Below are 25,194 nucleotides of genomic sequence, written 5' to 3'. Positions count from 1 at the left end.
CCCGCCGTCGAACGCCGACGGCCCCGGAGCCCCGGTCCGGGGGTCCGGGCCGTCGGAAGGGTCGAAGGACGGCTCAGAGGGGAGGGCTCAGAGGACGTCGGCCGCGATGTTCTGCGCCACCCGCTCCAGCAGCGGCCCCGCGTTCGCGATGCACACCGCCGGGTCGGGCTCGATCTCCGTGAGGGGGTATGCCCGCCGGATTCCGGCCGCCGTCAGCGCCTCCTGTGTGAGCAGCAGGCGGCCGCAGACCGCGACGACCTCCTTGCCCGCCGCGCGAGCCGCCGCCGCGACACCGGCCGGAGCCTTGCCGTGGAGGGTCTGCTCGTCCAGCGAACCCTCGCCGGTGATGACCAGCGTCGCCCGCTCCAGGGCCGGCGCGAAGCCGAGCACCTCCAGCATCAGCTCGATGCCGGGACGGAACGACGCGCCGAGCAGCAGCGCACCGTAGCCGATGCCGCCCGCCCCGCCCGCGCCGGGCGAGACGGCGGCCTCGGCGGCCAGGGAGCCGATCGACTTCTCCAGGACCACCGCGAAGTGCGCCAGCGCCGCGTCCAGCGTCGCCACGTCCTCGGGCGACGCCCCCTTCTGCGGGCCGTAGATCGCCGGAGCGCCCTTCGGACCCGTCAGAGGGTTGTCCACGTCGCTCGCCAGGACGAGGTCGATCTCCTTGATGCGGGGGTCGATGCCCGACAGGTCGGCCGAGGCCAGAGCCGCCAGCGCGCCGCCGCCCGGACCGACCGGTTCACCGTTCGCATCCAGGAATACCGCGCCCAGTGCGGCCAGCATGCCCGCGCCGCCGTCGGTGGTCGCGCTGCCGCCCACACCGAAGACGATCGAGCGCGCGCCCGCGTCGAGTGCGGCCTTCAGCAGTTCGCCGGAGCCGTAGGTGGTCGCCGTCAGCGGGGCGAAGACACCCGCCGGCAGCAGCTGGAGGCCGGAGGCCTCCGCCATCTCGACCACCGCGGTGCCCTCGCGCAGCGCGAAAGCGGCCGTGACCTGGTCACCGAGCGGTCCGGTGACCCGTACCTCCCGGCGTTCGAAACCGGCCGCTACAGCGGCCGCGACCGTACCGTCGCCGCCGTCCGCGACGGGGAGGGTCTCGATCTCCACGCCCGGTACGGCCTTGCGAAGGCCGGCCGTCACCCGCTCCGCGACCTGAACGGCCGTGAGCGAGCCCTTGAATTTGTCCGCGGCGATGAGCACGCGCGCGGTCTCAGTTACTGCTCCGTCCGTCACCTTGCTAATCCCTTGCTATCGAACAGTGCAGTCGCGCCGTCCATGAGCCTATCCGGAGGATCCTCCTATGCCCATGGGTGGCCTGGGCCACACGCGGCGCGGCATACCCCTAAATAGGGATATACGGCTGCATAGTGTGGCCGCATGAGCACGGAATCACTGGAACAGCCACGTCCGGATTCCCCAGTCGGGGGGTCCGAGGGCCCCGATGACGGCACTCCCGACAGCACGGTCGTGACCATCGGAGTGATCTCCGTCCTCGCCGTGGTCGCCTGGGCGGCGCTCGGAAGAAGTTCCTTCGACTCGGCGTCGAGCAGCGCGCTGGACTGGGTGCTGAACAACTTCGCGTGGCTCTTCGTGATCGCCGCCGACGTGTTCCTCGTCATGTGCGTCCTGCTCGCGATCAGCCGCTTCGGCCGGATCCGCCTCGGCAAGGACGACTCCGAGCCGGAGTTCACGAACCTCGCGTGGATCGCGATGATGTTCAGCGCCGGCATGGGGATCGGCCTGATGTTCTACGGGGTGGGAGAGCCCCTCACCCACTTCCTGAACCCGCCACCGGCCTCCGGCGCCGCCCCCGGAACCGGCGACGCCGCCCGCGCCTCCCTCGACTACTCCTTCTTCCACTGGACCCTCACCCCCTGGGCGATCTACGGCATCACCGGCCTCGCCCTCGCCTACGCGACCTTCCGCAAAGGCCGCGGCAACCGCCTCAGCTCCGCCTTCGTCCCCCTCATGGGCGAGGAGCGGGCCACCGGCTGGCAGGGCAAGGCGATCGACCTGCTCGCCGTCTTCGCGACCGTCTTCGGGACCGCCACCAGCCTCGGCCTCGGCGCCCTCCAGGTCGCCAAGGGGCTCAACATCACCACCGGGATCGAGGACTCGACGACCGTCGAGCTGATCATCATCGGATCCCTGTCCGGCGCCTTCGTGCTCTCCGCCTTCTCCGGCCTGCACAAGGGCGTCAAATGGCTCAGCACGATCAACATCGTGCTCGCCGCGGCCCTGATGCTCTTCGTCTTCGTCCTCGGCCCGACCGTCTACATCCTCGACGTGATCCCGGCGAGCGTCGGCAGCTACCTGCACGACCTGCTCCCGATGGCCACCCGCACCGGCGCCTTCACCGACAGCGAGTGGCTCGGCGCGTGGACGATCTTCTACTGGGCGTGGTGGCTCTCCTGGGCCCCCTTCGTCGGCACCTTCATCGCCCGCATCTCGCGCGGCCGCACCATCCGCGAGTTCCTCGTGGGCGTGCTCCTGGTGCCCAGCGGCGCCACCGTCGTCTGGTTCTGCGTCATGGGCGGCACCGCGATCCGCCTCGACTCCACCGGCGCCGCCGACATGGCCTCCAAGCTCAAGGAAGGCACCGAGGCCTCCCTCTTCGCGATGCTCGACGCGCTCCCGCTCGGGACGCTGACCTCGTGGATCGCCATGCTCCTGGTGATGACGTACTTCGTCACCAGCGCCGACTCCGCCTCCCTGGTCATGGGCTCCCTCACCAGCCGCGGCTCCCTGCACCCGCCGACCTGGCTGGTCGTCACCTGGGGCGTGCTGATGGCCGCGGTGGCCGCCGTACTCCTCGTCGCGGGCGGCCTGAAGTCCCTCCAGACGGCCACCATCCTGGTCGCCCTGCCGTTCGTCATCGTGATGCTGCTGCTCTGCTGGGCCCTGGTGAAGGAGCTACGGGAGGACCCGGGCGCGGGCCCCGTCCGCCACCACCCCCTGCACGGAATGCGCGACGCGGTCAAAGCCATGGTCGGCGACGCCATCACCGAACAGGGGACGGCCCGCCACCCGCGGCTGCGCCGCGTGGCCGAGTCGAGGAACCGCGACCGCGAGGACGGCCCCGGCAGCGGGAGCACTCCGGAAGCGTGATCCGCGCGGCCGTCCGGCACTCCTGCGGTCCGTCCGAAGGAACTAGGGTTGCGGAGTGACCACCACGGATGACTACGCCACCTACATCGCGAGCCTGCCCCGGGTGCTGGCCGGCGCGGCCGCGCTCTTCCGGGACGCCGAGGGCCGGGTGCTCCTCGTCGAGCCCAACTACCGGGAGGGCTGGGCCCTGCCGGGCGGCACCATCGAGTCGGACACGGGGGAGTCCCCGCGCACGGCCGCCCGCCGTGAGAGCGCCGAGGAGATCGGCATCGACGTGCCGCTCGGCCGGCTGCTCGCCGTCGACTGGACGCTCGGCCCGGGCCGGCCCCCGCTCGTCGCGTACCTCTACGACGGCGGCGTGCTCGACGCCGCGCAGCTCGCCTCCGTCAGGCTCCAGGAGGAGGAGCTGCTCTCGTGGCGGCTGGTGGACCCGGCCGAGCTGACGGAGTATCTGCAGGGCGCGCTGGGCCTGCGCACCGCAGAGGCGTACCGGGTCCTGGGGTCCGGCGAGGGCGCCGCCGAGCTGGAGAACGGGCTCCGGCCGCACGCCTCGTAGCCCCTTCCGCTCGTTACTTCGTGCCTACACCGAGCAGGACAGAATTCAGCAGATGATCACGATGTACGCCTGGCCCAGCACCGCCGACGGGCCCGACGCCCTGCCCATGGTCCACTTCACCACCGATCAGCAGGAGAGCGGTGAGGTCACCCCCGACGGAGTGCCGGTGTGGATGTTCGACACCGCGATCCAGGACGGCGGCTGGGCCCGGTTCACCGACTTCGAGGCCTGGTCCGTGCCGGCCGAGGGCTGGCAGGCCTTCTACCGCCGCGAGGACGACGTCCTCGCGGTCACCGGCCCCGGCTCTTGCGAGGGCTGGTACCAGGGCGGCCTCGGCGCCGACGCCGACTGGGTGGGAGCGGCCGCCGCACAGCAGAGCGTGGTGCTGCTCGCCGCCCCCGTCCAGCACCCGTCCCTGTACGCCTACGCGGTCGAGGCCGGAGCCGCCTTCGCCCTGCTGGTCCCGCTGATCGTGATCTAGCCGGAGTGCCTGCCATGAGCCCTCTTCCCGCAGACCCGACGGTGCTCCACCCGATGCCCGACCAGCCGCGCCTGATCCTGCTGAAACCGCTGGTGACCTCGCCGCTGATCGAGGTGGGGGAGTACTCCTACTACGACGACCCGCAGGACCCCACCGCCTTCGAGACCCGCAACGTGCTCTACCACTACGGGCCCGAGAAGCTGGTCATCGGGAAGTTCTGCGCGCTGGGCACCGGGGTCCGGTTCATCATGAACGGCGCCAACCACCGTATGGACGGCCCCTCCACGTTCCCCTTCCCCGTCATGGGCGGGTCCTGGGCCGATCACTTCGATCTGCTCGGCGGCCTGCCGGGCCGGGGCGACACCGTCGTGGGCAACGACGTCTGGTTCGGCTACGACACGATGGTCATGCCCGGAGTGCGCATCGGGCACGGCGCGATCATCGCTTCCGGCGCCGTCGTCGTGAACGACGTCCCCGACTACGGGATCGTCGGCGGCAACCCGGCCACGCTCATCCGCACCCGCCACACCGACGAGGAGATCGCCCGGCTGCTTGCCCTGGCCTGGTGGGACTGGCCCGTGGAGCACCTCACCGAACACGTCCGTGCCGTCATGTCCGGCACCGTCGAGGACCTCGAAGCGGTCGCACCGCCGCCGGCCTGAGCCGCGGCAGCAGGGGTGCTAGAACTGCTCGGCCCCCGACTCGAAGGCGAGCAGGCGGACCTTGCGGTCGATGCCGCCGCCGTAGCCGGTCATGGAGCCGGACGCCCCGATGACGCGGTGGCACGGCACGATGATGCCGACCGGGTTCTTCCCGTTGGCCAGCCCCACCGCGCGCGAGGCGTTCGGCTTGCCGAGCTTGGCGGCCAGCTCCCCGTAGGACCAGGTCTGTCCGTAGGGAATCCGTACGAGCTGCTCCCACACGCTGCGCTGGAACTCGGTGCCCTCCAGCCGGACCGGCACGTCGAACTCGGTGAGCTCCCCGGCGAAGTACGCGGTCAGCTGCCGCACCACCTCGGGGAAGGGGGCCTCGCCGGCCGCGACCCGCTCCCCGAAGAACTCCTCGGCGGGGCGGTGGCGCTGACCGGTCATGTAGAGCCCGACGAGGACCCCGTCGGTGGCGACGAGGGTGAGCTCGCCGTACGGGCTGTCGACGACTGCGTGCTGCTTGGCGCCGCTGCTGCGGATGCCGGTGTCGTTGCTGGGCATGGTGCTCGTAACCTTTCGGCGGTCGGGTGGTCGGGTGGTCGGGCGGTCGGACTGTCAGGCGGGCAGGACGTTGATGGCGTGGTCCTCGGTGGCCCACAGGTACTGGACGGCGTACGCGCGCCAGGGCCGCCAGTGCGCCGCGCGGGCCGTCAGCGCGGCGGGTGTGGACGGCAGCCCGAGCCCCTTGGCGGCCCGCCGGATCCCGAGGTCGGCGGGGATGAAGGCATCCGGGTCGCCCAGGGCCCGCATCGCGATGATCTCGGTGGTCCACGGCCCGAACCCGGGCAGCGCGCCCAGCCGTGCGCGGGCCGCCTCCCAGTCGCTGTCGATGCCGAGCGGCAGCGAGCCGTCGGCCAGCGCCGCCACGAGCGTGGTGAGGGTGTCCCGCCGGCTGCGCGGCAGGGCCAGCGACTGGGCCAGCGACTCGGGATCGAGCCCGGCCAGCGCCCGCGAGGAGGGGAACAGGTGCGTCAGCCCGCCCTCGGGGTCGGGGTCGGTCACCGGCTCCCCGTGGGCGGCCACCAGCCGGGCGGCGTGCGTACGCGCCGCGGCGGTGGACACCTGCTGCCCCAGGACCGCCCGTACGGCGAACTCCTCCGCGTCGACCGTACGCGGCACCCGGCGCCCGGGAGCCTTGTCCACGAGCGGGGCCAGCAGCGGATCGGCGCGCAGCTGCTCGTCGACGGCCTCGGGGTCGGCGTCGAGGTCCAGGAGCCGGCGGCAGCGGCTGATGGCGATGGTGAGGTCGCGCAGGTCGGTCAGGGCGAGCCGGCAGCCGATGTGGTCGGGCTGCGGGGTGAGTGCGACCACGCCCGTGCCGTAGGGCAGGCGCAGGGTGCGGCGGTAGGAGCCGGCACGCCACTCCTCGACGCCGGGGACGGCGGTCGCGGCGAGGTGGCCGAAGAGGTTGTCGGGGGTGAGCGGGGCACGGAAGGGGAGCCGCAGGCTGATGGTGCCGGGCACCTGGGCCGTCCCGGGCCCCCGGCCGGCTGCCCGGACCCGTAGCTCGCTGGGGGCCAGGGCGAAGACCTCGCGGACGGTGTCGTTGAAGGTCCGGATCGAGGAGAACCCGGAGGCGAAGGCGATGTCGCCCATCGGGAGGGCCGAGGTCTCGATCAGCAGCCGGGCGGTCTGGGCGCGCTGGGCACGGGCGAGGGCGAGCGGTCCGGCGCCGAGCTCCGCCAGCAGCTGGCGCTCCAGCTGGCGGGAGGAGTAGCCGAGCTTCGCGGCCAGCCCCGGGACGCCCTCGCGGTCCACCACACCGTCCTGGATGAGGCGCATGGCGCGGGCGACGGTGTCGGCGCGGGCGTTCCACTCCGGGGATCCGGGGGAGGTGTCGGGCCGGCACCGTTTGCAGGCCCGGTAGCCGCTCTGCTGGCAGGCGGCGGCACTGGGCAGGAAGGTCATGTTCTCGACCTTGGGCGGGACGGCGGGGCAGCTGGGCCGGCAGTAGATGCCGGTGGTCCTGACGGCGGTGAAGAACCAGCCGTCGAACCGTGCGTCCTTGGACCGGACGGCCCGTACGCAACGCTCCGTGTCGGTGTGCATGGCTCCATCCTCCCGGGCGGGCAGGGTCCGGGCTGGCGGTTTTCCGACACCTAGTTTAATCCGGGCCCGCGGTCCCCGGCCGCCTCCGGTCCCACGCAGGGGCCCCCGGGCATGCGGAAGGGCCCCGGTCGCCTGGTGGCGGCCGGGGCCCTTCCGAAATGCGTACAGCCGGTGCTACGGGGCCTGCGTGGCCCGCGCCTCGCGCCGGTTGTGCCGGAACGTGTTCGCCCGGCGGGTCGTCGCGAACAGCGGGATGGTCGCCGCCAGAGCGATCTGCAGCGCGCAGCCGGTCTGGAGCAGCAGCCCGCCGCCCGGAGCGTCGAACGCCCAGGCCGCCAGCAGCCCCATCGCCGCGACGATCCAGCTCAGCATCGCCACCGCGAGGACGCCCCGGGGCTTGGGGTACTCGACCCGGCTCACCATCAGCCAGGCCACCCCGACGATCGCCAGCAGCGTCGGAATGAACGGCAGCTCCAGCAGCACGATCGAGACGACCGTCAGCGCACCGAAGGGGCTCGGCATGCCCTGGAACATGCCGTCCTTCATCGTCACGCAGCTGAATCTCGCGAGGCGCAGTACCACTGCCAGCAGGACCACGATCGCGGCCAGCGCCGACATCTTCTGCACCGCGTCATCGGCGACCATGCCGTAGACGAGCACGAAGTACGCGGGAGCCAGGCCGAAGCTGATCAGGTCGGACAGGTTGTCCAGCTCCGCGCCCATCGGCGAGCTGCGCAGCTTGCGGGCCACGATGCCGTCGAAGAGGTCGAAGACCGCGGCGAGCAGCATCAGTATCACTGCCGTCGCGGCGCTGCTGCGGGCCATGCCCGACTCGCCGCTGCCGGTGAGGTGCGGGATGAGGATCCCGGTGGTGGTGAAGTACACCGCCATGAATCCGCAGGTCGCGTTGCCGAGGGTCAGGGTGTCCGCTATCGACAGCCGCAGTGACAGCGGCATGTCGTCCTCGGTGGACTCCTCCTCGGACGCCTCGGGCACCCATCCGGTCGACGGAGTCGCCGGACTCTCAGGTTCAGTCACGGTCAATTCGGGTCACCCCCGCGGTGGTGGCCTGTCCGACCTCGACCGCGACCTCGACGCCCTCGGGGAGGTAGATGTCGACGCGTGAGCCGAAGCGGATCAGACCGATGCGTTCGCCCTGCTCCACCTTGGTGCCGGCCGGCAGGTACGGGACGATGCGACGGGCGACGGCGCCGGCGATCTGCACCATCTCGATGTCGCCGAGTTCGGTGTCGAAGTGCCAGACAACGCGCTCGTTGTTCTCGCTCTCCTTGTTGAACGCCGGAACGAATCCACCGGGAATGTGCTCCACGGACGTGACCGTGCCCGCGAGGGGCGCGCGGTTGACGTGGACGTTCAGCGGGCTCATGAAGATCGCGACGCGGGTCCGCCCGTCCTTCCACGGCATGATGCTCTGCACCACACCGTCGGCGGGCGAGATGACCCGGCCCTGCGTGATCTCACGCTCGGGGTCGCGGAAGAACCACAGCATGCCCGCCGCGAGCGCGGTGGTGGGCACGGCCACTGCAGCCCAGCGTCCGGACTTGCGGGCCCGGACGAGGCTGACGGCGGCGGTGGCGACGGTCGGCAGAAGCCACGGCGATGCTCCGCGCGCGAGGCGTCCACCGAGGAGGCCGACGCGAGGTGCAGAGGTTTGGCTGTGGGGCATGGATGACCTTCGTAGCGGGTGATGCCGCGCCGCAAACGGGGGGACGGGACGGCGGCTTTACTGGAATGCTATCGGTTGCGCGCAACAACTGGGCAAGCCAGAAGCCGAGTCGATGACCGTGCCCCAGTGACTGCTAGTGACTCTTTTGCGGAAAACCACTGGATGATTTACCGCAAAAGGGACTTTCAGCCCTGGAGTCGGTACTCCTCAAGCAGGCGTCGCCCGATGATCATTTTCTGGATCTCGGCGGTACCTTCGCCGATGAGCAGCATGGGTGCCTCGCGGTAGAGGCGCTCGATCTCGTACTCCTTCGAGAAGCCGTAGCCACCGTGGATACGGAACGCGTCCTCCACCACCTCCTTGCAGTACTCGGAGGCGAGGTACTTCGCCATCCCTGCCTCGAGGTCGTTTCGTTCCCCGGAGTCCTTTTTGCGTGCTGCATTGACCATCATCGCATGGGCGGCTTCGACCTTGGTAGCCATCTCGGCCAGCTTGAACTGGATCGCCTGGTGCTCGGCGATCGCCTTGCCGAAAGTGTGACGTTGCTGGGCATACGAGACACCCAGCTCGAACGCACGCTGCGCGACGCCGCAACCACGGGCCGCCACGTTGACGCGGCCGACCTCGACTCCGTCCATCATTTGGTAAAACCCTCGGCCGGTCTTCCCGCCCAGCACCCGATTGGCCGGAATGCGTAGTCCGTCCATGATGAGCTCGGTCGTGTCGACGCCCTTGTAGCCCATCTTGTCGATCTTGCCGGGAATGGTCAGGCCGGGCCGGACCTCACCGAATCCGGCCTCCTTCTCCACCAGGAAGGTCGTCATCGACTTGTGGGGGGCGGTGCCCTCCGGGTGTCCTTCGTCACTGCGCACCAGAACGGCCACCAGCGTGGACGTGCCGCCGTTCGTCAGCCACATCTTCTGGCCGTTCAGGACGTACTCGTCACCGTCCCTCACCGCCTTGGAGGTGATGGCCGACACATCGGAGCCGAGCCCCGGCTCGGACATCGAGAACGCGCCGCGCACCTCGCCCAGCGCCATCCGCGGGAGGAAGTACTCCCGCTGCTCCTGGGTGCCGTGCTGCTTGAGCATGTACGCCACGATGAAGTGGGTGTTGATGATGCCCGAGACGGACATCCAGCCGCGCGCGATCTCCTCGACGCACAGCGCGTAGGTGAGCAGCGACTCACCCAGGCCGCCGTACTCCTCCGGGATCATCAGGCCGAACAGGCCGAGTTCCTTGAGGCCGTCGACGATCGCCTGCGGGTACTCGTCGCGGTGCTCCAGCTCGGTCGCGACCGGGATGATCTCCTTGTCGACGAACTCCCGGACGGTCTTGAGGATGTCCCTCTGGTCGTCCGTCAGGCCGGCGGTCTGGGCAAGTCGGCTCATGGTTCTACTTCCCCTGTTCCTTCAGCGTGGGGCGGCCGGGCTGCTCGCCGCCGCGCTCCTTGATGTACGTCTCGGTCGGGACCATCACCTTGCGCCGGAAGACGCAGACGAGGGTGCCGTCCTGCTTGTAGCCCTTGGTCTCCACGTAGACGATGCCGCGGTCGTTCTTCGACTTCGACGGGGTCTTGTCGAGGACCTCGGTCTCGCCGTAGAGCGTGTCGCCGTGGAAGGTCGGCGCCACGTGCCGCAGCGACTCGATCTCCAGGTTGGCGATGGCCTTGCCGGAGACGTCCGGCACCGACATGCCCAGCAGCAGCGAGTAGATGTAGTTGCCCACGACGACGTTCTTGCCGAAGTCGGTCGTGTTCTCCGCGTAGTTGCTGTCCATGTGGAGCGGGTGGTGGTTCATGGTCAGCAGGCAGAAGAGGTGGTCGTCGTACTCGGTGACCGTCTTTCCGGGCCAGTGCTTGTAGACCGCGCCGATCTCGAACTCTTCGTAGGTGCGTCCGAACTGCATGGTGCCTAGCCCTCCGGGATCTCGAACTTGGTGGTGCGCTGCATGCCGGCGGCGCGGCCCTTGCCCGAGATGACCAGCGCCATCTTGCGGCTGGCCTCGTCGATCATCTCGTCGCCGAGCATCGCCGAGCCCTTCTTGCCGCCCGCCTCGGAGGTGCACCAGTCGTACGCGTCGAGGATCAGCTCGGAGTGGTCGTAGTCCTCCTGCGAGGGAGAGAAGACCTCGTTGGCCGCGTCGACCTGGCCGGGGTGCAGCACCCACTTGCCGTCGAAGCCCAGGGCCGCCGCGCGCCCGGCGACCTCGCGGTAGCCGTCGACGTTCTTGATCTGCAGGAAGGGGCCGTCGATCGCCTGCAGGTCGTGCATGCGGGCCGCCATCAGGATCCGCATCAGGATGTAGTGGTAGGCGTCCGCGCCGTAACCGGGCGGCTGCATGCCCACGACCAGCGACTTCATGTTGATGGAGGCCATGAAGTCGGCCGGCCCGAAGATGATGGTCTCCAGCCGCGGCGAGGCGCCGGCGATCTCGTCGACGTTCACCAGGCCCTTGGCGTTCTCGATCTGCGCCTCGATGCCGATCTTGCCGACCTCGAAGCCCATGGTCTTCTCGATCTGCGTCAGCAGGAGGTCGAGGGCCACCACCTGCTGGGCGTCCTGGACCTTCGGCAGCATGATGCAGTCGAGGTTCTGGCCGGCGCCCTCGACGACCGTGATCACATCGCGGTACGTCCAGTGCGTGGTCCAGTCGTTGACGCGGACCACGCGGGTCTTGCCGGTCCAGTCGCCCTGGTTCAGCGCCTCCACGATCGTGTGGCGGGCGCCCTCCTTGGCGAGCGGGGCGCAGGCGTCCTCCAGGTCCAGGAAGACCTGGTCGGCCGGCAGGCCCTGGGCCTTCTCCAGGAACCGGGGGTTGGAACCCGGCACCGCGAGGCAGGAGCGGCGCGGCCGCAGCCGGTTGACCGGGGAAGAGGGCGTGGTCATGCGGGGACCTCCGTGCTTGCAATGGCGTCTGTGGTGGCTGTGGTGTCGGCGCCGGGGGCGCCTTCGGTGCCGTCGAGAGGGTAGAGCTTGTTCGCCTTGCGGATCTCGTCGACGATACGTCCGATGATCTCCGTGATGCCGAAGTCCTTCGGGGTGAAGACCGCGGCCACCCCGGCCTTCTTGAGGGCCACGGCGTCGGCCTGGGGAATGATGCCGCCGAGGACCACGGGGATGTCACCCGCCCCCGCCGCGCGCAGGCGTTCCAGTACGTCCGGGACCAGCGCGCTGTGCGAGCCCGACAGGATGGACAGTCCCACGCAGTGCACGTCCTCGGCCAGAGCCGCCGAGGAGATCTCCTCGGGGGTCAGCCGGATGCCCTGGTAGACCACCTCGAAGCCGGCGTCGCGGGCCCGTACGGCGATCTGCTCGGCGCCGTTGGAGTGCCCGTCCAGGCCGGGCTTGCCGACCAGCAGGCGCAGCCGGCCGGAGCCCAGCTCCTCGGCCGTACGGGAGACCTTCGCGCGGACGAGGGCCATGGGGGTCCCCTCCTCGGCGGTCACGGCCACCGGGGCCGAGGAGACACCGGTCGGCGCCCGGAACTCCCCGAACACCTCGCGCAGGGCGTTGGACCACTCGCCGGTGGTGACACCGGCGCGGGCGCACTCCAGGGTGGCCTCCATGAGGTTCTCGTCCCCCGTGGCGGCCTCCTTCAGCCGGTCCAGGGCCTGCATGACCGTGGGGAAGACGAACGGGTCGCCGTCCCCCTGGCGGTCCGAGGACTCCTGCCGCTCGGCCTTCCAGCGGCCGATGCGCTCGACGGTCAGTGCCTCGACGGCAGCGTCCACCGTCATGATGGCGCCGTCCAGGTCGGAGGTGAGCGGGTTCTCCTCCGTCTGCTGGAAGCAGTTGACTCCGACGATCTTGTCCTCGCCGGCCTCGATCCGGGCCCGCCGCTCGGCGTGCGAGGAGACCAGCTCGCCCTTGAGGTATCCGGACTCGACGGCCGCCATGGCGCCGCCCATCTCCTGGATCCGGTCGATCTCGGCCAGGCACTCGGCCACCAGGGACTCGACCTTGGCCTCGATGACGTGCGAGCCGGCGAAGATGTCCTCGTACTCCAGCAGGTCGCTCTCGAGGGCGAGGACCTGCTGGATGCGCAGCGACCACTGCTGGTCCCAGGGCCGGGGCAGGCCCAGCGCCTCGTTCCAGGCCGGCAGCTGCACGGCGCGGGCGCGGGCGTCCTTGGAGAGGGTGACCGCGAGCATCTCCAGCACGATCCGCTGGACGTTGTTCTCCGGCTGCGCCTCGGTCAGGCCCAGGGAGTTGACCTGGACCCCGTAGCGGAACCGGCGCTGCTTCTCGTTCTCGATGCCGTAGCGCTCGCGGGTGACCTTGTCCCAGATGCGGCCGAAGGCGCGCATCTTGCACATCTCCTCGATGAAGCGGACGCCCGCGTTCACGAAGAAGGAGATCCGTGCGACGACCTCGCCGAACCGCTCGGGCGGGACCTGGCCCGAGTCGCGCACCGAGTCCAGGACCGCGATGGCCGTGGACATCGCGTACGAGATCTCCTGGACGGGGGTGGCCCCGGCCTCCTGCAGGTGGTAGCTGCAGATGTTGATCGGGTTCCACTTCGGGATGTGGTTGACCGTGTACGCGATCATGTCCGTCGTCAGGCGGAGCGAGGGCCCGGGCGGGAAGACGTGCGTCCCGCGCGAGAGGTACTCCTTGACGATGTCGTTCTGGGTGGTGCCCTGGAGCTGGGTGATGTCCGCGCCCTGCTCCTCCGCGGCCACCTGGTAGAGCGCCAGCAGCCACATGGCGGTGGCGTTGATCGTCATCGAGGTGTTCATCTGCTCCAGGGGTATGTCCTGGAACAGCCGTCGCATGTCGCCCAGATGGGAGACCGGGACCCCGACCCGGCCGACCTCGCCGCGGGCGAGGATGTGGTCGGGGTCGTAGCCGGTCTGTGTCGGCAGGTCGAACGCGACCGACAGGCCGGTCTGGCCCTTGGCGAGGTTGCGGCGGTACAGCTCGTTGGACGCCTCGGCCGTGGAGTGGCCGGCGTACGTCCGCATGAGCCACGGACGGTCCTTCTGGCGCTCTGTCATCTCAGGCTGTCCCTTTGGCCTTTGAGGGGTCTCAGATGTTGCGGAAGCGGTTGATGGCGTCGAGGTGCGTGGCGCGCATCTCGTGGTCCCGGACGCCCAGGCCCTCTTCGGGGGCCAGGCAGAGGACGCCGACCTTGCCCTGGTGGAGGTTGCGGTGGACGTCGTAGGCTGCCTGGCCGGTCTCCTCCAGGGAGTAGACCCGCGACAGGGTGGGGTGGATCTTGCCCTTCGAGATCAGGCGGTTGGCCTCCCAGGCCTCGCGGTAGTTCGCGAAGTGCGAGCCGATGATCTTCTTCAGGGACATCCACAGGTAGCGGTTGTCGTACTCGTGCATGTAGCCCGAGGTCGAGGCGCAGGTGGTGATGGTGCCGCCCTTGCGGGTGACGTAGACCGAGGCGCCGAAGGTCTCGCGGCCCGGGTGCTCGAAGACGATGTCGATGTCCTCGCCGCCGGTGAGCTCGCGGATGCGCTTGCCGAACCGCTTCCACTCCTTCGGGTCCTGGGTGTGCTCGTCCTTCCAGAACTTGTAGCCCTCGGCGTTGCGGTCGATGACCGCGGTCGCGCCCATCGCCCGGCAGATGTCCGCCTTCTCCGGGCTGGAGACCACGCAGATCGGATTGGCGCCGCCGGCCAGCGCGAACTGGGTCGCGTACGAGCCGAGCCCGCCGCTCGCGCCCCAGATCAGGACGTTGTCGCCCTGCTTCATGCCGGCGCCGTTGCGGGAGACCAGCTGGCGGTACGCGGTGGAGTTGACCAGGCCGGGGGAGGCGGCCTCCTCCCAGCTGAGGTGGTCGGGCTTGGGCATCAGCTGGTTCGACTTGACCAGCGCGATCTCCGCCAGGCCGCCGAAGTTGGTCTCGAAGCCCCAGATGCGCTGCTCGGGGTCGAGCATCGTGTCGTTGTGGCCGTCGGAGGACTCCAGCTCGACCGACAGGCAGTGCGCGACGACCTCGTCGCCCGGCTTCCAGGCGTTGACGCCGGGGCCGGTGCGCAGGACGACGCCCGAGAGGTCGGAACCGATGATGTGGTAAGGCAGGTCGTGGCGCTTGGTGAGCTCCGAGAGGCGCCCGTAGCGCTCCAGGAAGCTGAAGGTGGACACCGGCTCGAAGATCGAGGTCCACACGGAGTTGTAGTTGACCGAGGAAGCCATGACGGCGACCAGGGCCTCGCCCGGACCCAGCTCGGGCAGGGGGACCTCGTCGAGGTGCAGGGACTTGCGCGGGTCCTTCTCGCGGGAGGTGAGCCCGGCGAACATCTCCGCCTCGTCCTTGTGCACGGTGATCGCGCGGTACGAGTCGGGGAGCGGCAGGGCGGCGAAGTCGGCGGCCGTCGCGGCCTGCGACTGGATCGCGTCCAGGATGTCCTTCACGGTGTTGCCTCCGGCCGTGCGCTGATGAGGGTGCGCTGAGGGAAACGGGATGGGGTGGGGTGCCGTCGATTCGGCTGGGATGCTGCTGCGCGTTGCCTGTGGTGGGGCGGTGCGGGGGCCTGGTGACGCAGGCATCCGGGGCGCGTTCCGTGCCGAGTGGGCTGGATCGCGGGGACATCCGGACGAGATTCAACGTATGGCACCCCGTGTCACTCAGCAAGGCACCGCGTGCCAAAACTTTCTCTCATTTGCCGATTGGCCTGCGCGAATGAGCGATGATCGATCAGAGTTACCCGCGAGTAGGGGCAACTCGGACAAACAAAACGGCCGCCCCCGGAACGGGAGCGGCCGCTGTGACGTGTGTCGCGCAGGAGTTTCAGCCCTGCTTGTTTCTGAGTGCCTCTTCGATGGTCCGCATGACCTCGTCCAGCGGGGCGTCCGTACGGGCCACCGCCACCAGGACCTCACCCTGCGTACGTACCGAGGCCGGCGCGGGAGCGGGCGCCGCCGCCGTGTTCAGCGTGCGTCCCGCGCCGATCCCGCTGCCGAAGGTCTTGCGCACGATCGAGAAGGCGTGGTCCAGCTGCGCCTCCACGTCCCCCTGCCCGCCCGCCCGCAGCCAGCGCCGCAGCACGTGGTTGTGGGCCGTGACCACCGCCGAGGCGGCGACCTCCGCCAGCAGCGGGTCGTCGTTGCCGTCGTGGTGGTCGGTCTCGTCGAAATGGGCCAGCAGATAGCGGGTGAACAGCCGCTCGTACCGGGCGACCGAGGCGATCTCCCGCTCCCGCAGCGCCGGTACCTCGCGGGTGAGCCGGTAGCGCTCCACCGACACCGCCGGCGAGGCGGCGTACATCTTCATGACTTCCTTGATTCCCCGGCACACCGTGTCGAGCGGGTGCTCGTGCGCCGGGGCCACGTCGAGGACGGCCTCCGCGCGGGTCAGGGTGTCGTCGTGGTCCGGGAAGATTGCCTCTTCCTTGGACCGGAAGTGCCGGAAGAAGGTCCGGCGCGCGACCCCGGCCACCGAGGCGATCTCGTCGACCGTCGTGGCCTCGTACCCCTTGTTCGCGAAGAGCTCCATGGCGGCCGCCGCGAGCTCGCGGCGCATCTTGAGCCGCTGTGCGGCCGCCTTGGTGACGGCCGGGGTCTCCGGGGCGTCGGAGGCCGCTGAGGCGCGGGGCGAGGTCTTGGCGGGCTGGGACATAGAGCGAAAGTACTTCATTCGTGCGGGAGAGCGCTCCCGAGGGGGCTGGGGCGGGAATGGATGCGGGGGAGGGCCGGCACTGGGGACACAGTGCTCCTCGGGAGGGTTCGTCCGCCGTGAGGGTCCGGCGGACCCGAGCAGCCCTCCCCACGCATCCTGCTCTTGGGGCTCGTGTGCCTGCAGCGGATTACCGGCGGGGGGCGTACTCACGGAATCCGCGGCCGGTCTTCCGGCCCAGGCAGCCCGCCGCGACCAGGTGCTCCAGCAGCGGGGACGGGGCCAGGCCCGGGTCGCGGAACTCCTTGTGCAGGACCTGCTCGATCGCCAGCGACACGTCCAGGCCGACCACGTCGAGGAGCTCGAAGGGCCCCATCGGGTAGCCGCCGCCCAGCTTCATCGCCGCGTCGATGTCGTCGATGCCGGCGTAGTGCTGCTCGACCATCTTGATCGCGTTGTTGAGGTACGGGAACAGCAGCGCGTTCACGATGAAGCCGGCCCGGTCCCCGCAGTCCACCGGGTGCTTACGGACCTGCCCGCAGATCCGGCGGACCGTCGCGTGCACGTCGTCGGCGGTCAGGACCGTCCGGACCACCTCGACCAGCTTCATCGCCGGGGCCGGGTTGAAGAAGTGCATGCCGATCACGTCCTCGGGCCGCGAGGTCGCGCGGGCGATCGCGATCACCGGGAGCGAGGAGGTCGTGGTGGCGAGCACCGCGCCGGGCTTGCAGGCCTTGTCCAGGGCCCGGAACAGCTCCTGCTTCACCTGGAGGTCCTCGGCGACGGCCTCCACGGCCAGATCCACATCGGCGAAGGCGTCCAGCGAACCCGCCGCGGTGATCCGGCCCACGGTGGCGGCGGCGGCCTCCGCCGTCAGACGGCCCCGGTCCACCGCGCGGGCCAGCGACTTGGTGATCGCGGCCTTCGCCGCGTCGGCCTTCTCCTGACTGCGGGCCGCCAGCACCACGGGGAAGCCGGCCTGCGCGAAGACCTGCGCGATCCCGCTCGCCATCGTGCCCGAACCGGCCACGCCGACCGAGTTCACCGGACGGCTCGCCCGGACCAGATCCCCGTCCGGCGGGGTCTGCAGGTCGCGGACGACGACCTGGCTGCCCGGAGCCTCGTACGTGTAGAAGCCGCGCCCGGACTTCTGCCCGGTCAGGCCCGCCTCGGCGAGGTGGCCGAGGATCGGCGCCGGGGCGTGCAGCCGGTCGCCCGAGGCCGTGTACATGGCCTCCAGGACGGTGCGGGCCGTGTCCACGCCGATCAGGTCGAGCAGTGCGAGCGGTCCCATCGGCAGGCCGCAGCCCAGCTTCATCGCCGCGTCGATGTCCTCACGGGAGGCGTACTTCGCCTCGTACATGGCGGCGGCCTGGTTGAGATAGCCGAACAGCAGGCCGTCGGCGACGAAGCCCGGGCGGTCGCCGACCGAGACGGGCTCCTTGCCGAGCTCGCGGGCCAGCGTGGTGACCGCCTCGACGGCGGGCGGGGCCGTCAGCACGCTGGAGACGACCTCGACCAGTTTCATCGCCGGGGCCGGGTTGAAGAAGTGCAGGCCGACCACGCGCTCCGGGCGCTGGGACTCGGCGGCCATCCGCGTCACCGACAGGGCGTTGGTGCCGGTGGCCAGGATCGCGGTGGGCCGCACGATCGCGTCGAGCTCGCGGAAGATCCGCTGCTTGATCTCGTAGGACTCGGGGACCACCTCGATGACGAGATCGGCGTCGGCGGCGGCGCCCAGATCGGAGAAGGTGCGGAAGCGGGCGAGCACCCCCTCGCGCTCCTGCTCGGTGAGCTGCTCGCGGACCACCGAGCGGGCGGTGGCCGCCGCGAGGGCCTTGGTGGCCCGGCGGGCGGCCGCCTCGCTGATGTCGATGCCGATGACCTCGCGGCCGGCCCGGGCGAGGACCTCGGCGATGCCGGAGCCCATCGTGCCGAGACCGACGACGGCGATGGTCTGCAGGGCGGGACGGGAGGGCCGGGAGGAGGGGGAGGGCTGACCGGACGTGGACGGAAGGTCCATCGCGGGACTCCAGTGGAAGAGGGTGACGACTGAGGGGGCGCGCGGTGCACGGCGCGCGCGGGTGCCGTACGGAAAACCGTGCGGAGAAGCCCGGGGCTCCCGGAGAGACCGGGGGATTTCGGCAGGAACCGGGGATCCCGGGCGGAATGGGGGATCCCAGGGGAGAAGAAGCCCGTGGGGCGCAAGCGGCGGAGCCCTGTCCCGGGGTCACGCCGTGAGGTCGTACAGAAGTCGTGCAGAATCGACTGGCACGAGGCGGCTGCGTCACCAGGCCGTCCCCGTACGTGTTGTAGGGACAGTAACGCTTGGCCAACTGGTCCGCCAGAGCACGCAGATGTGACCTGTACCGCCCAAATGTACCGATCATCGATCATCGATCAACCGGCTGCTCTAGGGTGGCCGCGTGAACGACGTGTTGGACCGTCTGCGGGCGGAAGCCGGGCAGGCCCCGGGTGGCGGGGCGCGGTACGAGGCACTGCTGGCGGCGGACGCGGAGGGCCTGGCGGCCTCCCTGACCTCCGCCGGTCTGCCCCTGTGGGCCCGCGAACTGGCCGCCTACCGGCTGGGACTGGCCGGCGACCGGCGCGCCTTCGAGTCCCTGGTGCTGCTGCTCAACCACCGGGACCCGCCGCGCTGCGAGGCGGCCGCGCGGGCGCTGGCCGTCCTCGGGGACCCGCGCACCGCCCGCGCGGCGGCGGCGCTGGCCACGAACGAACTGCGCACGGCCTACGCCCTGCACCCGGTCCGGCTGCTGGCGGCGCTGCGCGCCCCGGAGTCCGCCCCGGCCCTGATCCGCACCCTGTCCCGGCTGCTCGCGCCGCACGACCCGTACTGGCGGGTGGCCCTGGCCTGCGTGGAGGGGCTGGGCGCGCTGGCCGACCAGCGCGCCCGCGAGGTCCTGACCCGGGCCCAGTCGCACCCCCGGCTGGCGGTGGCGGCGACGGTGGCCCTGCGGGGGCTGGAGCTCAGCTAGCGAACCCGGTCTTGAACCCGGTTCCGAAGCCGGTCCCGAAGCCTGACCCGGGCTGGGGCCCGGTCTGCTCCGGGACGATGGCGAAGGCCTCGATCTCCATCAGCAGTTCGGGCCGGAACAGCGCCGACACCTGGACCGCCGAGGAGGCCGGCAGGCGGTCCGGGGCGAACACCTCGTCACGGGCCACGCGTACGGCGGGGAGGTGGGCGACGTCCGTGACGAAGTACGTCAGCTTCACCACGTCCTCGACGGTCGCCCCGGCGGCCGCCAGGCACCGGCTCAGGTTCTCGAACACCTGACGGGCCTGGGCGGCGGCGTCGCCGTCGCCGACCAGCTCGCCCTTCTCGTCGAAGGCGACCTGCCCGGACACGGCGACGAACCGCCCCGTGCCCCAGACGACGTGGTTGTAGCCGGTGCCCGGGGCGACGCCCTGAGGCGCGGCGATGCGGGTGAGGTGGTCCTGCTGCGGAGTGGTCATGGGAGCGATCCTGCCCGCTCGGGCCGCTACCGCCTAGCTAGTGCTGTGGCCGGAAAGGTTTGCCGGGTCGCGGTGTCTGGTGTGGTGCATCGCAAGGCGGAGGACCACGACCCGTACTGGACGTACCGGCGTGGTCCGACAACGCCGGGGGCACCTCCCCGCGGTAGCTGGGGGAGAGGTGCCGTGCCGGGCGCCGCGACGCGGTGAACCTTTCCGGTCACAGCACTAGGGAGTGCCCGTCCGATCGGGCCGGGCCTGATCCGAAAGGGACGACTAGCCCCGGAAGCCGAGCAGACCGTGCAGCGCGGCGCCGCCCGCCGATGCCGGGACCGCGCGGGTCGCCGGGACCGGGGTGGGGGCCGGCTGGGCGGGGCAGACGGCGTCCGAGGCCTTGCCCGTCAGCAGGTACGCGGACAGCTTCTCGTCCAGGCACTTGTTGCCGCTGAGCGCGATGCCGTGGTTGCCGCCGCCCTCCTCGACCACCAGCGCCGAGCCCGCGAGCTTGCGCCGCATGCTCACCGCGCCCTCGTACGGGGTCGCCGCGTCCTCGGTCGCCTGGAAGAGGAGCGCCTGCGGGAGCGCCGTGTTGGTGACGTCCGGGGCCTGCAGCGACTCGGCCGGCCAGAACGCGCACGGGGCGTTGTACCAGGCGTTGTTCCAGGTCATGAAGGGCGCCTTGGCGTGCGTGCGCCACATGTCGGCCCGCCACTGGTTCCAGTCCTTGGGCCACGCGGAGTCCCGGCACTGCACGGCCGTGTACACGCTGTAGCTGTTGCCCGCCGAGGGCTCCACCGCGCCGAACTTCTCGTACGCGGACACCAGCGGCTTCGGGTCGCCGTCCACGGAGTACGAGGCGAAGGCCGCCGCGAGGTGGGGCCAGTAGCCGTTGAAGTAGCCGCCCGGCATGAAGGTGTCCTCCAGCTCCGCCGGGCCCACCTTGGCGCCCGCCGGGGCCGTGCGCAGCGCGGAACGCATCTCGTACCAGCGGGCCTCGACCTCCGCCGGGTCCGTGCCGAGGTGGTACGTGGCGTCGTACCGGGCCACCCACGCCAGGAAGGCCTTGTGGCGGGAGTCGAAGGCCTGGTCCTGGGCGAGATTGTCCTCGTACCAGACCCCGGCAGGGTCGACGACCGAGTCCAGGACGAGGCGGTGCACGCGGCCGGGGTGGAGCTTGGCGTACACCGCGCCCAGGTAGGTGCCGTAGGAGTAGCCGAAGTAGCTCAGCTTCTCCGCCCGCAGCGCCGTGCGCAGCACTTCGAGGTCACGGGCCGCCGACACCGTGTCGATGTACGGGAGCACGTCCGCGTGCTTGGTCTGGCAGGACTCGGCGAAGGACTTCACCCGCTCCAGGTTGGCCCGCTCGGTCTCCGTGTCCAGCGGCACGGAGTCGGGCCGTACGGGGGTGAAGTGGGCCGCGCCGCAGTCGATGGTGGGCTCGCTCTTGCCGACGCCCCGGGGGTCGAAGCCGATCACGTCGAACTGGGCCGCGACCTCCTTGGGCAGCGCGGCGGCGATGTACCCGGCCAGGGTGCGGCCGCTGCCGCCCGGCCCGCCGGGGTTGACCAGCAGCGGGCCCTGGGAGCGGGCGGCCGTGTGGGGGACCCGGGTCAGGGCCAGGGAGATCTGCCGGCCGGTGGGACGGTCGTGGTCGAGGGGGACCCGGAGGGAGGCGCACTGGAGAGTCGGGTAGCGGGAGGTCGCGCAGTTGGACCACTGCGGGGCGCCGGGCGCGGGCGCCGGCGCGGCCGCGACCGGGGCCGCGGCCGTGACCGGGCTCGCGAGGGCCGCGGCGATGGTGGAGACCGCCAGTAGCACGGCGGCGCGCTTCTTGAAGGGGGGACGCTTGTTCATCGGGTGCAGCATGGGGCCTCCCAGCCGAGGGTTCTGGGCGGAATCGTCCCGGAACCTGCGCTCGGAAGGGGGGATTGGGGGCCCTATTGGCCCGATGTGATGACCCTTCAGTCGGTCGTACGGTCGTACGGGTGCTCAAGGACGTGCTCGCAGGTGTGCTCGCGGGCGGACGCTCGGGGCGGGGTGACCAGGCGTAGACCGGAGGCATGAGGTGGATGCGTGAGGCGACACGGATCGCGGGCGCGTTGCTGGTGGGAGCGGTCGTGACGGGGCCCGTGCGGGCCGTCGCCGAGCCGGGGCCCGTGGATGGATCCGAGCCCGACCGCGGGCCCCGAAGTCCGGTCCGACCCGTCCGACCCGTCCGACCCGTCCGATCCTTCGGTCCCGGACGTCGGAGACGGACAACTGCCCTCCACGTCCCGGGGGGCGGCCACGTCCAGCACCTCCTCCGACGTGCCGACGCAGCAGCAGGCGGCCGACTACCTCACTTCCCGCGTCCACGAGGCCGACGAGATGTGGACGGGCGACATCATCGGCAGGCGACAACCGGGTCGGGGACTTCGCCGCCGCCGTCGTGACGGCATACGAGTTCGGCCATCACGTCGTGGACGAACTGGTGACCTCGGTCTCCTCGGGGTCGGGGGCGAGCGTCCCGCCGGAACGTCCCAGGTCTGCATCGCCGCGTACGGGCGCACCGCGGTCGGCTGACCCCGTCCGGCCGACACCGCCCGGCCCGAGCTCCGCGGCGGGCGGTGGTCGTGCGGGTGCTCAGAGCAGGCTCAGCTGGGTCGGCCCCGCGGGCCCGGACCCGGCGGGCCGCTCCGGTACGGGGATCGGCCGGGCCGGTCCGCGGGCGCCGGGGCCGATGCCGAATTCCGCGGCGAGCTCGTGGACTTGGCGGGTGATCATCCGTTGGTACCAGGTGGGCGCGTACGAGCCGCCCGCGTACATCCGCTCGTACCGCTCGACCAGGCGGGGGTGGTGCTCGCCCAGCCAGGCCGTGAACCACTCGCGCGCCCCGGGGCGCAGATGGAGCACCAGGGGCGTCACGGAGGTCGCGCCCGACTCGGCGACGGCCCGGACGGTGGCCCGCAGCTGCTCCGGGGAGTCCCCGAGGAAGGGGATCACCGGGGCCATCAGCACCCCGCACTCGATGCCGGCGTCGGTCAGGGTGCGGACGGCCTGCAGCCGGGCGGCGGGGGAGGGGGTGCCCGGTTCGACCGTGCGCCACAGGGCGTTGTCGGTGAAGCCGACGGAGACGCAGATCCCGACGTCGGCGACGGCCGCGGCCTGCTGGATGAGGGGGAGGTCGCGCAGGATCAGCGTGCCCTTGGTGAGGATGGAGAAGGGGTTGGCGCGCTCCCGCAGCGCCTCGATGATCCCGGGCATGAGGCGGTAGCGGCCTTCGGCGCGCTGGTAGCAGTCGACGTTGGTGCCCATCGCGATGTGCGCACCGGTCCAGCGGGGCGAGGCGAGCTCGCGGCGCAGGAGCTCGGGGGCGTTGGTCTTGACGACGATCTGGGAGTCGAAGCCGATGCCGGTGTCGAGGTCGAGATAGCCGTGCGTCTTGCGCGCGAAACAGTAGACGCAGGCGTGACTGCAGCCCCGGTAGGGGTTCACGGTCCATTCGAACGGCATGCGCGAGGCGCCGGGGACCCGGTTGACGATCGACCGGGCCCGTACTTCGTGGAAGGTGATCCCGCGGAATTCGGGGGTGTCGAAGGTGCGGGTGACGACGGAGTCGGCTCCGAAGAGCGCGGCCGGCCCCGTAGTGCCCTCGGTCAGGTTGTCCCAGCGCATGATGCGCCTCCCTCGGTAGCTCGACTCCGAGAATAGAACAAACGTTCCCATGATCGTGCGGGGCGCATATCCGTTCAGTCGCGGCGGGCCCGCGTGAGAGGTTCGCCGGATGGGGGGAATGGGCCGGGAGGTCCTGGCCCTCGCCGAGATCCGGGCCGGGGCGGCAGTTCTGGCCGAGGAGACCGCGTCCCTGCCCTACCACCCCTGCGTGCTGACACTGGACGGCTGGTGGCGCGGCGAGGAGGGGCCGGTCCACGGCGAATGCGAGGCCCGGAGTCCTGCCCGCACCCCCCACGCCTCGCGGAACCGCCGTGCCATGCCGCGGCGCGCTACCTGGAGGCCCTGCCCGGGGACACCCTCCTCGTGGACGTGAGCTGCCACCTCTGACCCGGATTTGGGCGCCCGCGCCGGAGGTGGTTGGCTTGGCGCGACGAGGATCACCACTGCTGGAGGAGTAGCCATGGCGCAGGTCGAGGCCACCACGGAACGCATCATCGGGGCGGACGCGGAGACCGTGTTCGACGCGCTGGCCGACTACACCGGGACCCGGAGCAAGCTGCTGCCCGAGCACTTCAGCGAGTACGAGGTGCGCGAGGGCGGCGACGGCGAGGGCACCCTGGTCCACTGGAAGCTCCAGGCCACGAGCAAGCGGGTCCGCGACTGCCTCCTCGAGGTCAGCGAGCCCACCGACGGCCAGCTCGTGGAGAAGGACCGCAACTCCTCCATGGTCACCACCTGGACGGTCACCCCGGCGGGCGAGGGCAAGTCCAGGGCCGTCGTCACCACCGTGTGGAACGGCGCGGGCGGCATCGGCGGCTTCTTCGAGCGCACCTTTGCGCCCAAGGGCCTGGCCCGGATCTACGACAGCCTCCTCGCCAACCTGGCCACCGAAGTCGAGGGCTGAGCAAGGCTGTTGCCGGTGAGGCCGGGTATCGGGCCTCACCGGATCGGGTGAAATGAAACCCGCCCGACCCCGGGACGAAGGCGCGCGGAGGCCGGGCGTGGCCCCGGGCTCCGGCGACGGCCGGAAGGCTAGGGTGGGGGCCCTGAGCGCTACCGACCGCCCGGGGGCCCGATGAAGATCCTCATCTCCGCCGACATGGAAGGCGCCACCGGCGTCACCTGGCCCGCCGACGTGCTGCCCGGGACCCCGCAGTGGGAACGCTGCCGGACCATGTTCACCTCCGACGTGAACGCCGCCGTCCTCGGCTTCTACGACGCGGGCGCCGACCAGGTCCTCGTCAACGAGGCCCACTGGACCATGCGCAACCTGCTGCTGGAGCGGCTCGACGCGCGCGTGGAGATGCTCACCGGCCGCCACAAATCCCTCTCCATGGTCGAGGGGGTCCAGCACGGGGACGTCGACGGCATCGCCTTCGTCGGCTACCACACGGGCGCGGGCGCCGAAGGCGTCCTCGCCCACACCTACCTCGCCAACTCGATCACCGGGGTCTGGATCAACGGGACCCGCGCCAGCGAGGGCCTGCTCAACGCGCACGTGGTCGCCGAGTACGGGGTCCCGGTGGTACTCGTCACCGGAGATGACCTGACCTGCGTCGACGCCGCCGGCTACGCCCCGGACGCGGTGACCGTCGCCGTCAAGAACCACGTCTCGCGCTACGCCGCCGTCTGCCGCACCCCGGCCCGTACGGCCGCCGACATCCGGGCCGCCGCCAAGGAGGCCGCCGCCCTCGCCGTCCGCCACGAGCCGGTCCGAGGGGGGCCGTTCACGGTCGAGGTGGAGTTCGACGCCGAACACCTCTCGATGGCGGCAACGGTGGTGCCCGGAGTCGAGCGGTGCGGCGAGCGTAGGGTCGGCTACACCAGCGGGACGATGTACGAGGGGATCCGGACCTTCAAGGCGGTCACCACGATCGTCTCGGCAGCGGTGGAGGAGCAGTATGGCTGA

The 25,194-nt window shown here is 70.8% G+C and carries 23 protein-coding genes; 8 read left to right on the top strand and 15 right to left on the bottom strand.

Annotation, left to right across the window (positions count from 1 at the left end):
- Nucleotides 1-87: 87 nt before the first annotated feature.
- Entirely contained in the window at nucleotides 88-1,236 is a 1,149-nt protein-coding gene (locus tag OTB20_RS19965) for a glycerate kinase (protein WP_267756776.1), read from the bottom strand.
- A gap of 144 nt (nucleotides 1,237-1,380) precedes the next feature.
- Between OTB20_RS19965 and OTB20_RS19960 the strand changes: the two genes are divergently transcribed.
- From OTB20_RS19960 to OTB20_RS19945, 4 genes are read left to right on the top strand one after another with little or no spacing between them, the layout of a single operon-like run.
- Nucleotides 1,381-3,111, top strand: a complete 1,731-nt coding sequence (locus tag OTB20_RS19960) for a BCCT family transporter (protein ID WP_267819289.1) — start codon at nucleotides 1,381-1,383, stop codon at nucleotides 3,109-3,111.
- Between the two features lie 55 nt (nucleotides 3,112-3,166).
- Nucleotides 3,167-3,667 (top strand): NUDIX domain-containing protein, encoded by a 501-nt coding sequence (locus OTB20_RS19955; protein WP_267756774.1) that lies wholly within the window; start codon nucleotides 3,167-3,169, stop codon nucleotides 3,665-3,667.
- 52 nt (nucleotides 3,668-3,719) lie between these two features.
- A complete protein-coding gene (locus OTB20_RS19950; protein WP_267819287.1) occupies nucleotides 3,720-4,148 on the top strand; it encodes a hypothetical protein in 429 nt (142 codons plus the stop codon).
- Nucleotides 4,149-4,162: 14 nt separating this feature from the next.
- Nucleotides 4,163-4,810 (top strand): CatB-related O-acetyltransferase, encoded by a 648-nt coding sequence (locus tag OTB20_RS19945; RefSeq protein ID WP_267819285.1) that lies wholly within the window; start codon nucleotides 4,163-4,165, stop codon nucleotides 4,808-4,810.
- Between the two features lie 18 nt (nucleotides 4,811-4,828).
- Here the strand turns inward: OTB20_RS19945 and OTB20_RS19940 are convergent, their stop codons facing one another.
- From OTB20_RS19940 to OTB20_RS19890, 11 genes are all read right to left on the bottom strand, one after another.
- Nucleotides 4,829-5,356 carry a methylated-DNA--[protein]-cysteine S-methyltransferase gene (locus OTB20_RS19940; RefSeq protein ID WP_267819283.1) on the bottom strand — a complete coding sequence of 176 codons (528 nt, stop codon included), beginning with the start codon at nucleotides 5,354-5,356 and terminating at the stop codon, nucleotides 4,829-4,831.
- 54 nt (nucleotides 5,357-5,410) lie between these two features.
- Entirely contained in the window at nucleotides 5,411-6,904 is a 1,494-nt protein-coding gene (locus OTB20_RS19935) for an AlkA N-terminal domain-containing protein (protein WP_267819282.1), read from the bottom strand.
- A 174-nt stretch (nucleotides 6,905-7,078) separates the two neighbouring features.
- Complete coding sequence (pssA, locus tag OTB20_RS19930; protein WP_267756791.1) at nucleotides 7,079-7,861, bottom strand: CDP-diacylglycerol--serine O-phosphatidyltransferase; 783 nt, start codon at nucleotides 7,859-7,861, stop codon at nucleotides 7,079-7,081.
- 73 nt (nucleotides 7,862-7,934) lie between these two features.
- On the bottom strand, nucleotides 7,935-8,591 hold the full coding sequence (locus OTB20_RS19925) for a phosphatidylserine decarboxylase (RefSeq protein WP_254381045.1): 657 nt from the start codon (nucleotides 8,589-8,591) through the stop codon (nucleotides 7,935-7,937).
- Nucleotides 8,592-8,776: 185 nt separating this feature from the next.
- Nucleotides 8,777-9,982: an acyl-CoA dehydrogenase family protein gene (locus OTB20_RS19920; RefSeq protein WP_267819279.1), complete on the bottom strand. Its 1,206-nt coding sequence runs from the start codon at nucleotides 9,980-9,982 to the stop codon at nucleotides 8,777-8,779.
- 4 nt (nucleotides 9,983-9,986) lie between these two features.
- Nucleotides 9,987-10,499 carry a MaoC family dehydratase gene (locus tag OTB20_RS19915; RefSeq protein WP_267819277.1) on the bottom strand — a complete coding sequence of 171 codons (513 nt, stop codon included), beginning with the start codon at nucleotides 10,497-10,499 and terminating at the stop codon, nucleotides 9,987-9,989.
- Between the two features lie 5 nt (nucleotides 10,500-10,504).
- A complete protein-coding gene (locus tag OTB20_RS19910) occupies nucleotides 10,505-11,479 on the bottom strand; it encodes an HpcH/HpaI aldolase/citrate lyase family protein (RefSeq protein ID WP_267756766.1) in 975 nt (324 codons plus the stop codon).
- The gene (locus OTB20_RS19905; RefSeq protein ID WP_267819275.1) at nucleotides 11,476-13,590 is read right to left on the bottom strand and encodes a protein meaA; all 2,115 of its coding nucleotides are present in this window, start codon (nucleotides 13,588-13,590) and stop codon (nucleotides 11,476-11,478) included. The genes OTB20_RS19910 and OTB20_RS19905 overlap by 4 nt, the downstream gene beginning before the upstream one ends.
- Before the next feature lie 31 nt (nucleotides 13,591-13,621).
- Nucleotides 13,622-14,959: a crotonyl-CoA carboxylase/reductase gene (ccrA, locus tag OTB20_RS19900; protein WP_267819273.1), complete on the bottom strand. Its 1,338-nt coding sequence runs from the start codon at nucleotides 14,957-14,959 to the stop codon at nucleotides 13,622-13,624.
- A gap of 376 nt (nucleotides 14,960-15,335) precedes the next feature.
- A complete protein-coding gene (locus tag OTB20_RS19895; protein ID WP_267819272.1) occupies nucleotides 15,336-16,163 on the bottom strand; it encodes a TetR family transcriptional regulator in 828 nt (275 codons plus the stop codon).
- 187 nt (nucleotides 16,164-16,350) lie between these two features.
- A complete protein-coding gene (locus OTB20_RS19890; protein WP_267819270.1) occupies nucleotides 16,351-18,183 on the bottom strand; it encodes a 3-hydroxyacyl-CoA dehydrogenase family protein in 1,833 nt (610 codons plus the stop codon).
- A 403-nt stretch (nucleotides 18,184-18,586) separates the two neighbouring features.
- Between OTB20_RS19890 and OTB20_RS19885 the strand changes: the two genes are divergently transcribed.
- Nucleotides 18,587-19,156 (top strand): HEAT repeat domain-containing protein, encoded by a 570-nt coding sequence (locus OTB20_RS19885; protein ID WP_267819268.1) that lies wholly within the window; start codon nucleotides 18,587-18,589, stop codon nucleotides 19,154-19,156.
- Here OTB20_RS19885 and OTB20_RS19880 read toward each other — a convergent pair.
- The 3 genes from OTB20_RS19880 to OTB20_RS19870 all read right to left on the bottom strand — a co-directional run bounded on the left by OTB20_RS19880 (nucleotide 19,149) and on the right by OTB20_RS19870 (nucleotide 23,285).
- The gene (locus tag OTB20_RS19880; RefSeq protein ID WP_267819266.1) at nucleotides 19,149-19,634 is read right to left on the bottom strand and encodes a RidA family protein; all 486 of its coding nucleotides are present in this window, start codon (nucleotides 19,632-19,634) and stop codon (nucleotides 19,149-19,151) included. The genes OTB20_RS19885 and OTB20_RS19880 overlap by 8 nt on opposite strands.
- Nucleotides 19,635-19,907: 273 nt before the next feature.
- The gene (locus OTB20_RS19875; protein ID WP_267819265.1) at nucleotides 19,908-21,485 is read right to left on the bottom strand and encodes an alpha/beta hydrolase; all 1,578 of its coding nucleotides are present in this window, start codon (nucleotides 21,483-21,485) and stop codon (nucleotides 19,908-19,910) included.
- Between the two features lie 768 nt (nucleotides 21,486-22,253).
- On the bottom strand, nucleotides 22,254-23,285 hold the full coding sequence (locus OTB20_RS19870) for an Rv2578c family radical SAM protein (RefSeq protein WP_267819263.1): 1,032 nt from the start codon (nucleotides 23,283-23,285) through the stop codon (nucleotides 22,254-22,256).
- A 109-nt stretch (nucleotides 23,286-23,394) separates the two neighbouring features.
- On the opposite strand from OTB20_RS19870, the gene OTB20_RS19865 reads away from it, so the two are divergent.
- The 3 genes from OTB20_RS19865 to OTB20_RS19855 all read left to right on the top strand — a co-directional run bounded on the left by OTB20_RS19865 (nucleotide 23,395) and on the right by OTB20_RS19855 (nucleotide 25,194).
- On the top strand, nucleotides 23,395-23,658 hold the full coding sequence (locus OTB20_RS19865) for a hypothetical protein (RefSeq protein ID WP_267819262.1): 264 nt from the start codon (nucleotides 23,395-23,397) through the stop codon (nucleotides 23,656-23,658).
- An 87-nt stretch (nucleotides 23,659-23,745) separates the two neighbouring features.
- Nucleotides 23,746-24,189 carry an SRPBCC family protein gene (locus OTB20_RS19860; RefSeq protein ID WP_267819261.1) on the top strand — a complete coding sequence of 148 codons (444 nt, stop codon included), beginning with the start codon at nucleotides 23,746-23,748 and terminating at the stop codon, nucleotides 24,187-24,189.
- 171 nt (nucleotides 24,190-24,360) lie between these two features.
- The gene (locus tag OTB20_RS19855) at nucleotides 24,361-25,194 is read left to right on the top strand and encodes a M55 family metallopeptidase (RefSeq protein ID WP_267819260.1); all 834 of its coding nucleotides are present in this window, start codon (nucleotides 24,361-24,363) and stop codon (nucleotides 25,192-25,194) included.

The organism is Streptomyces sp. H27-H1 (assembly GCF_026627445.1).
GTDB lineage: Bacteria > Actinomycetota > Actinomycetes > Streptomycetales > Streptomycetaceae > Streptomyces.
This window is presented reverse-complemented; position numbering and strand designations above follow the sequence as displayed.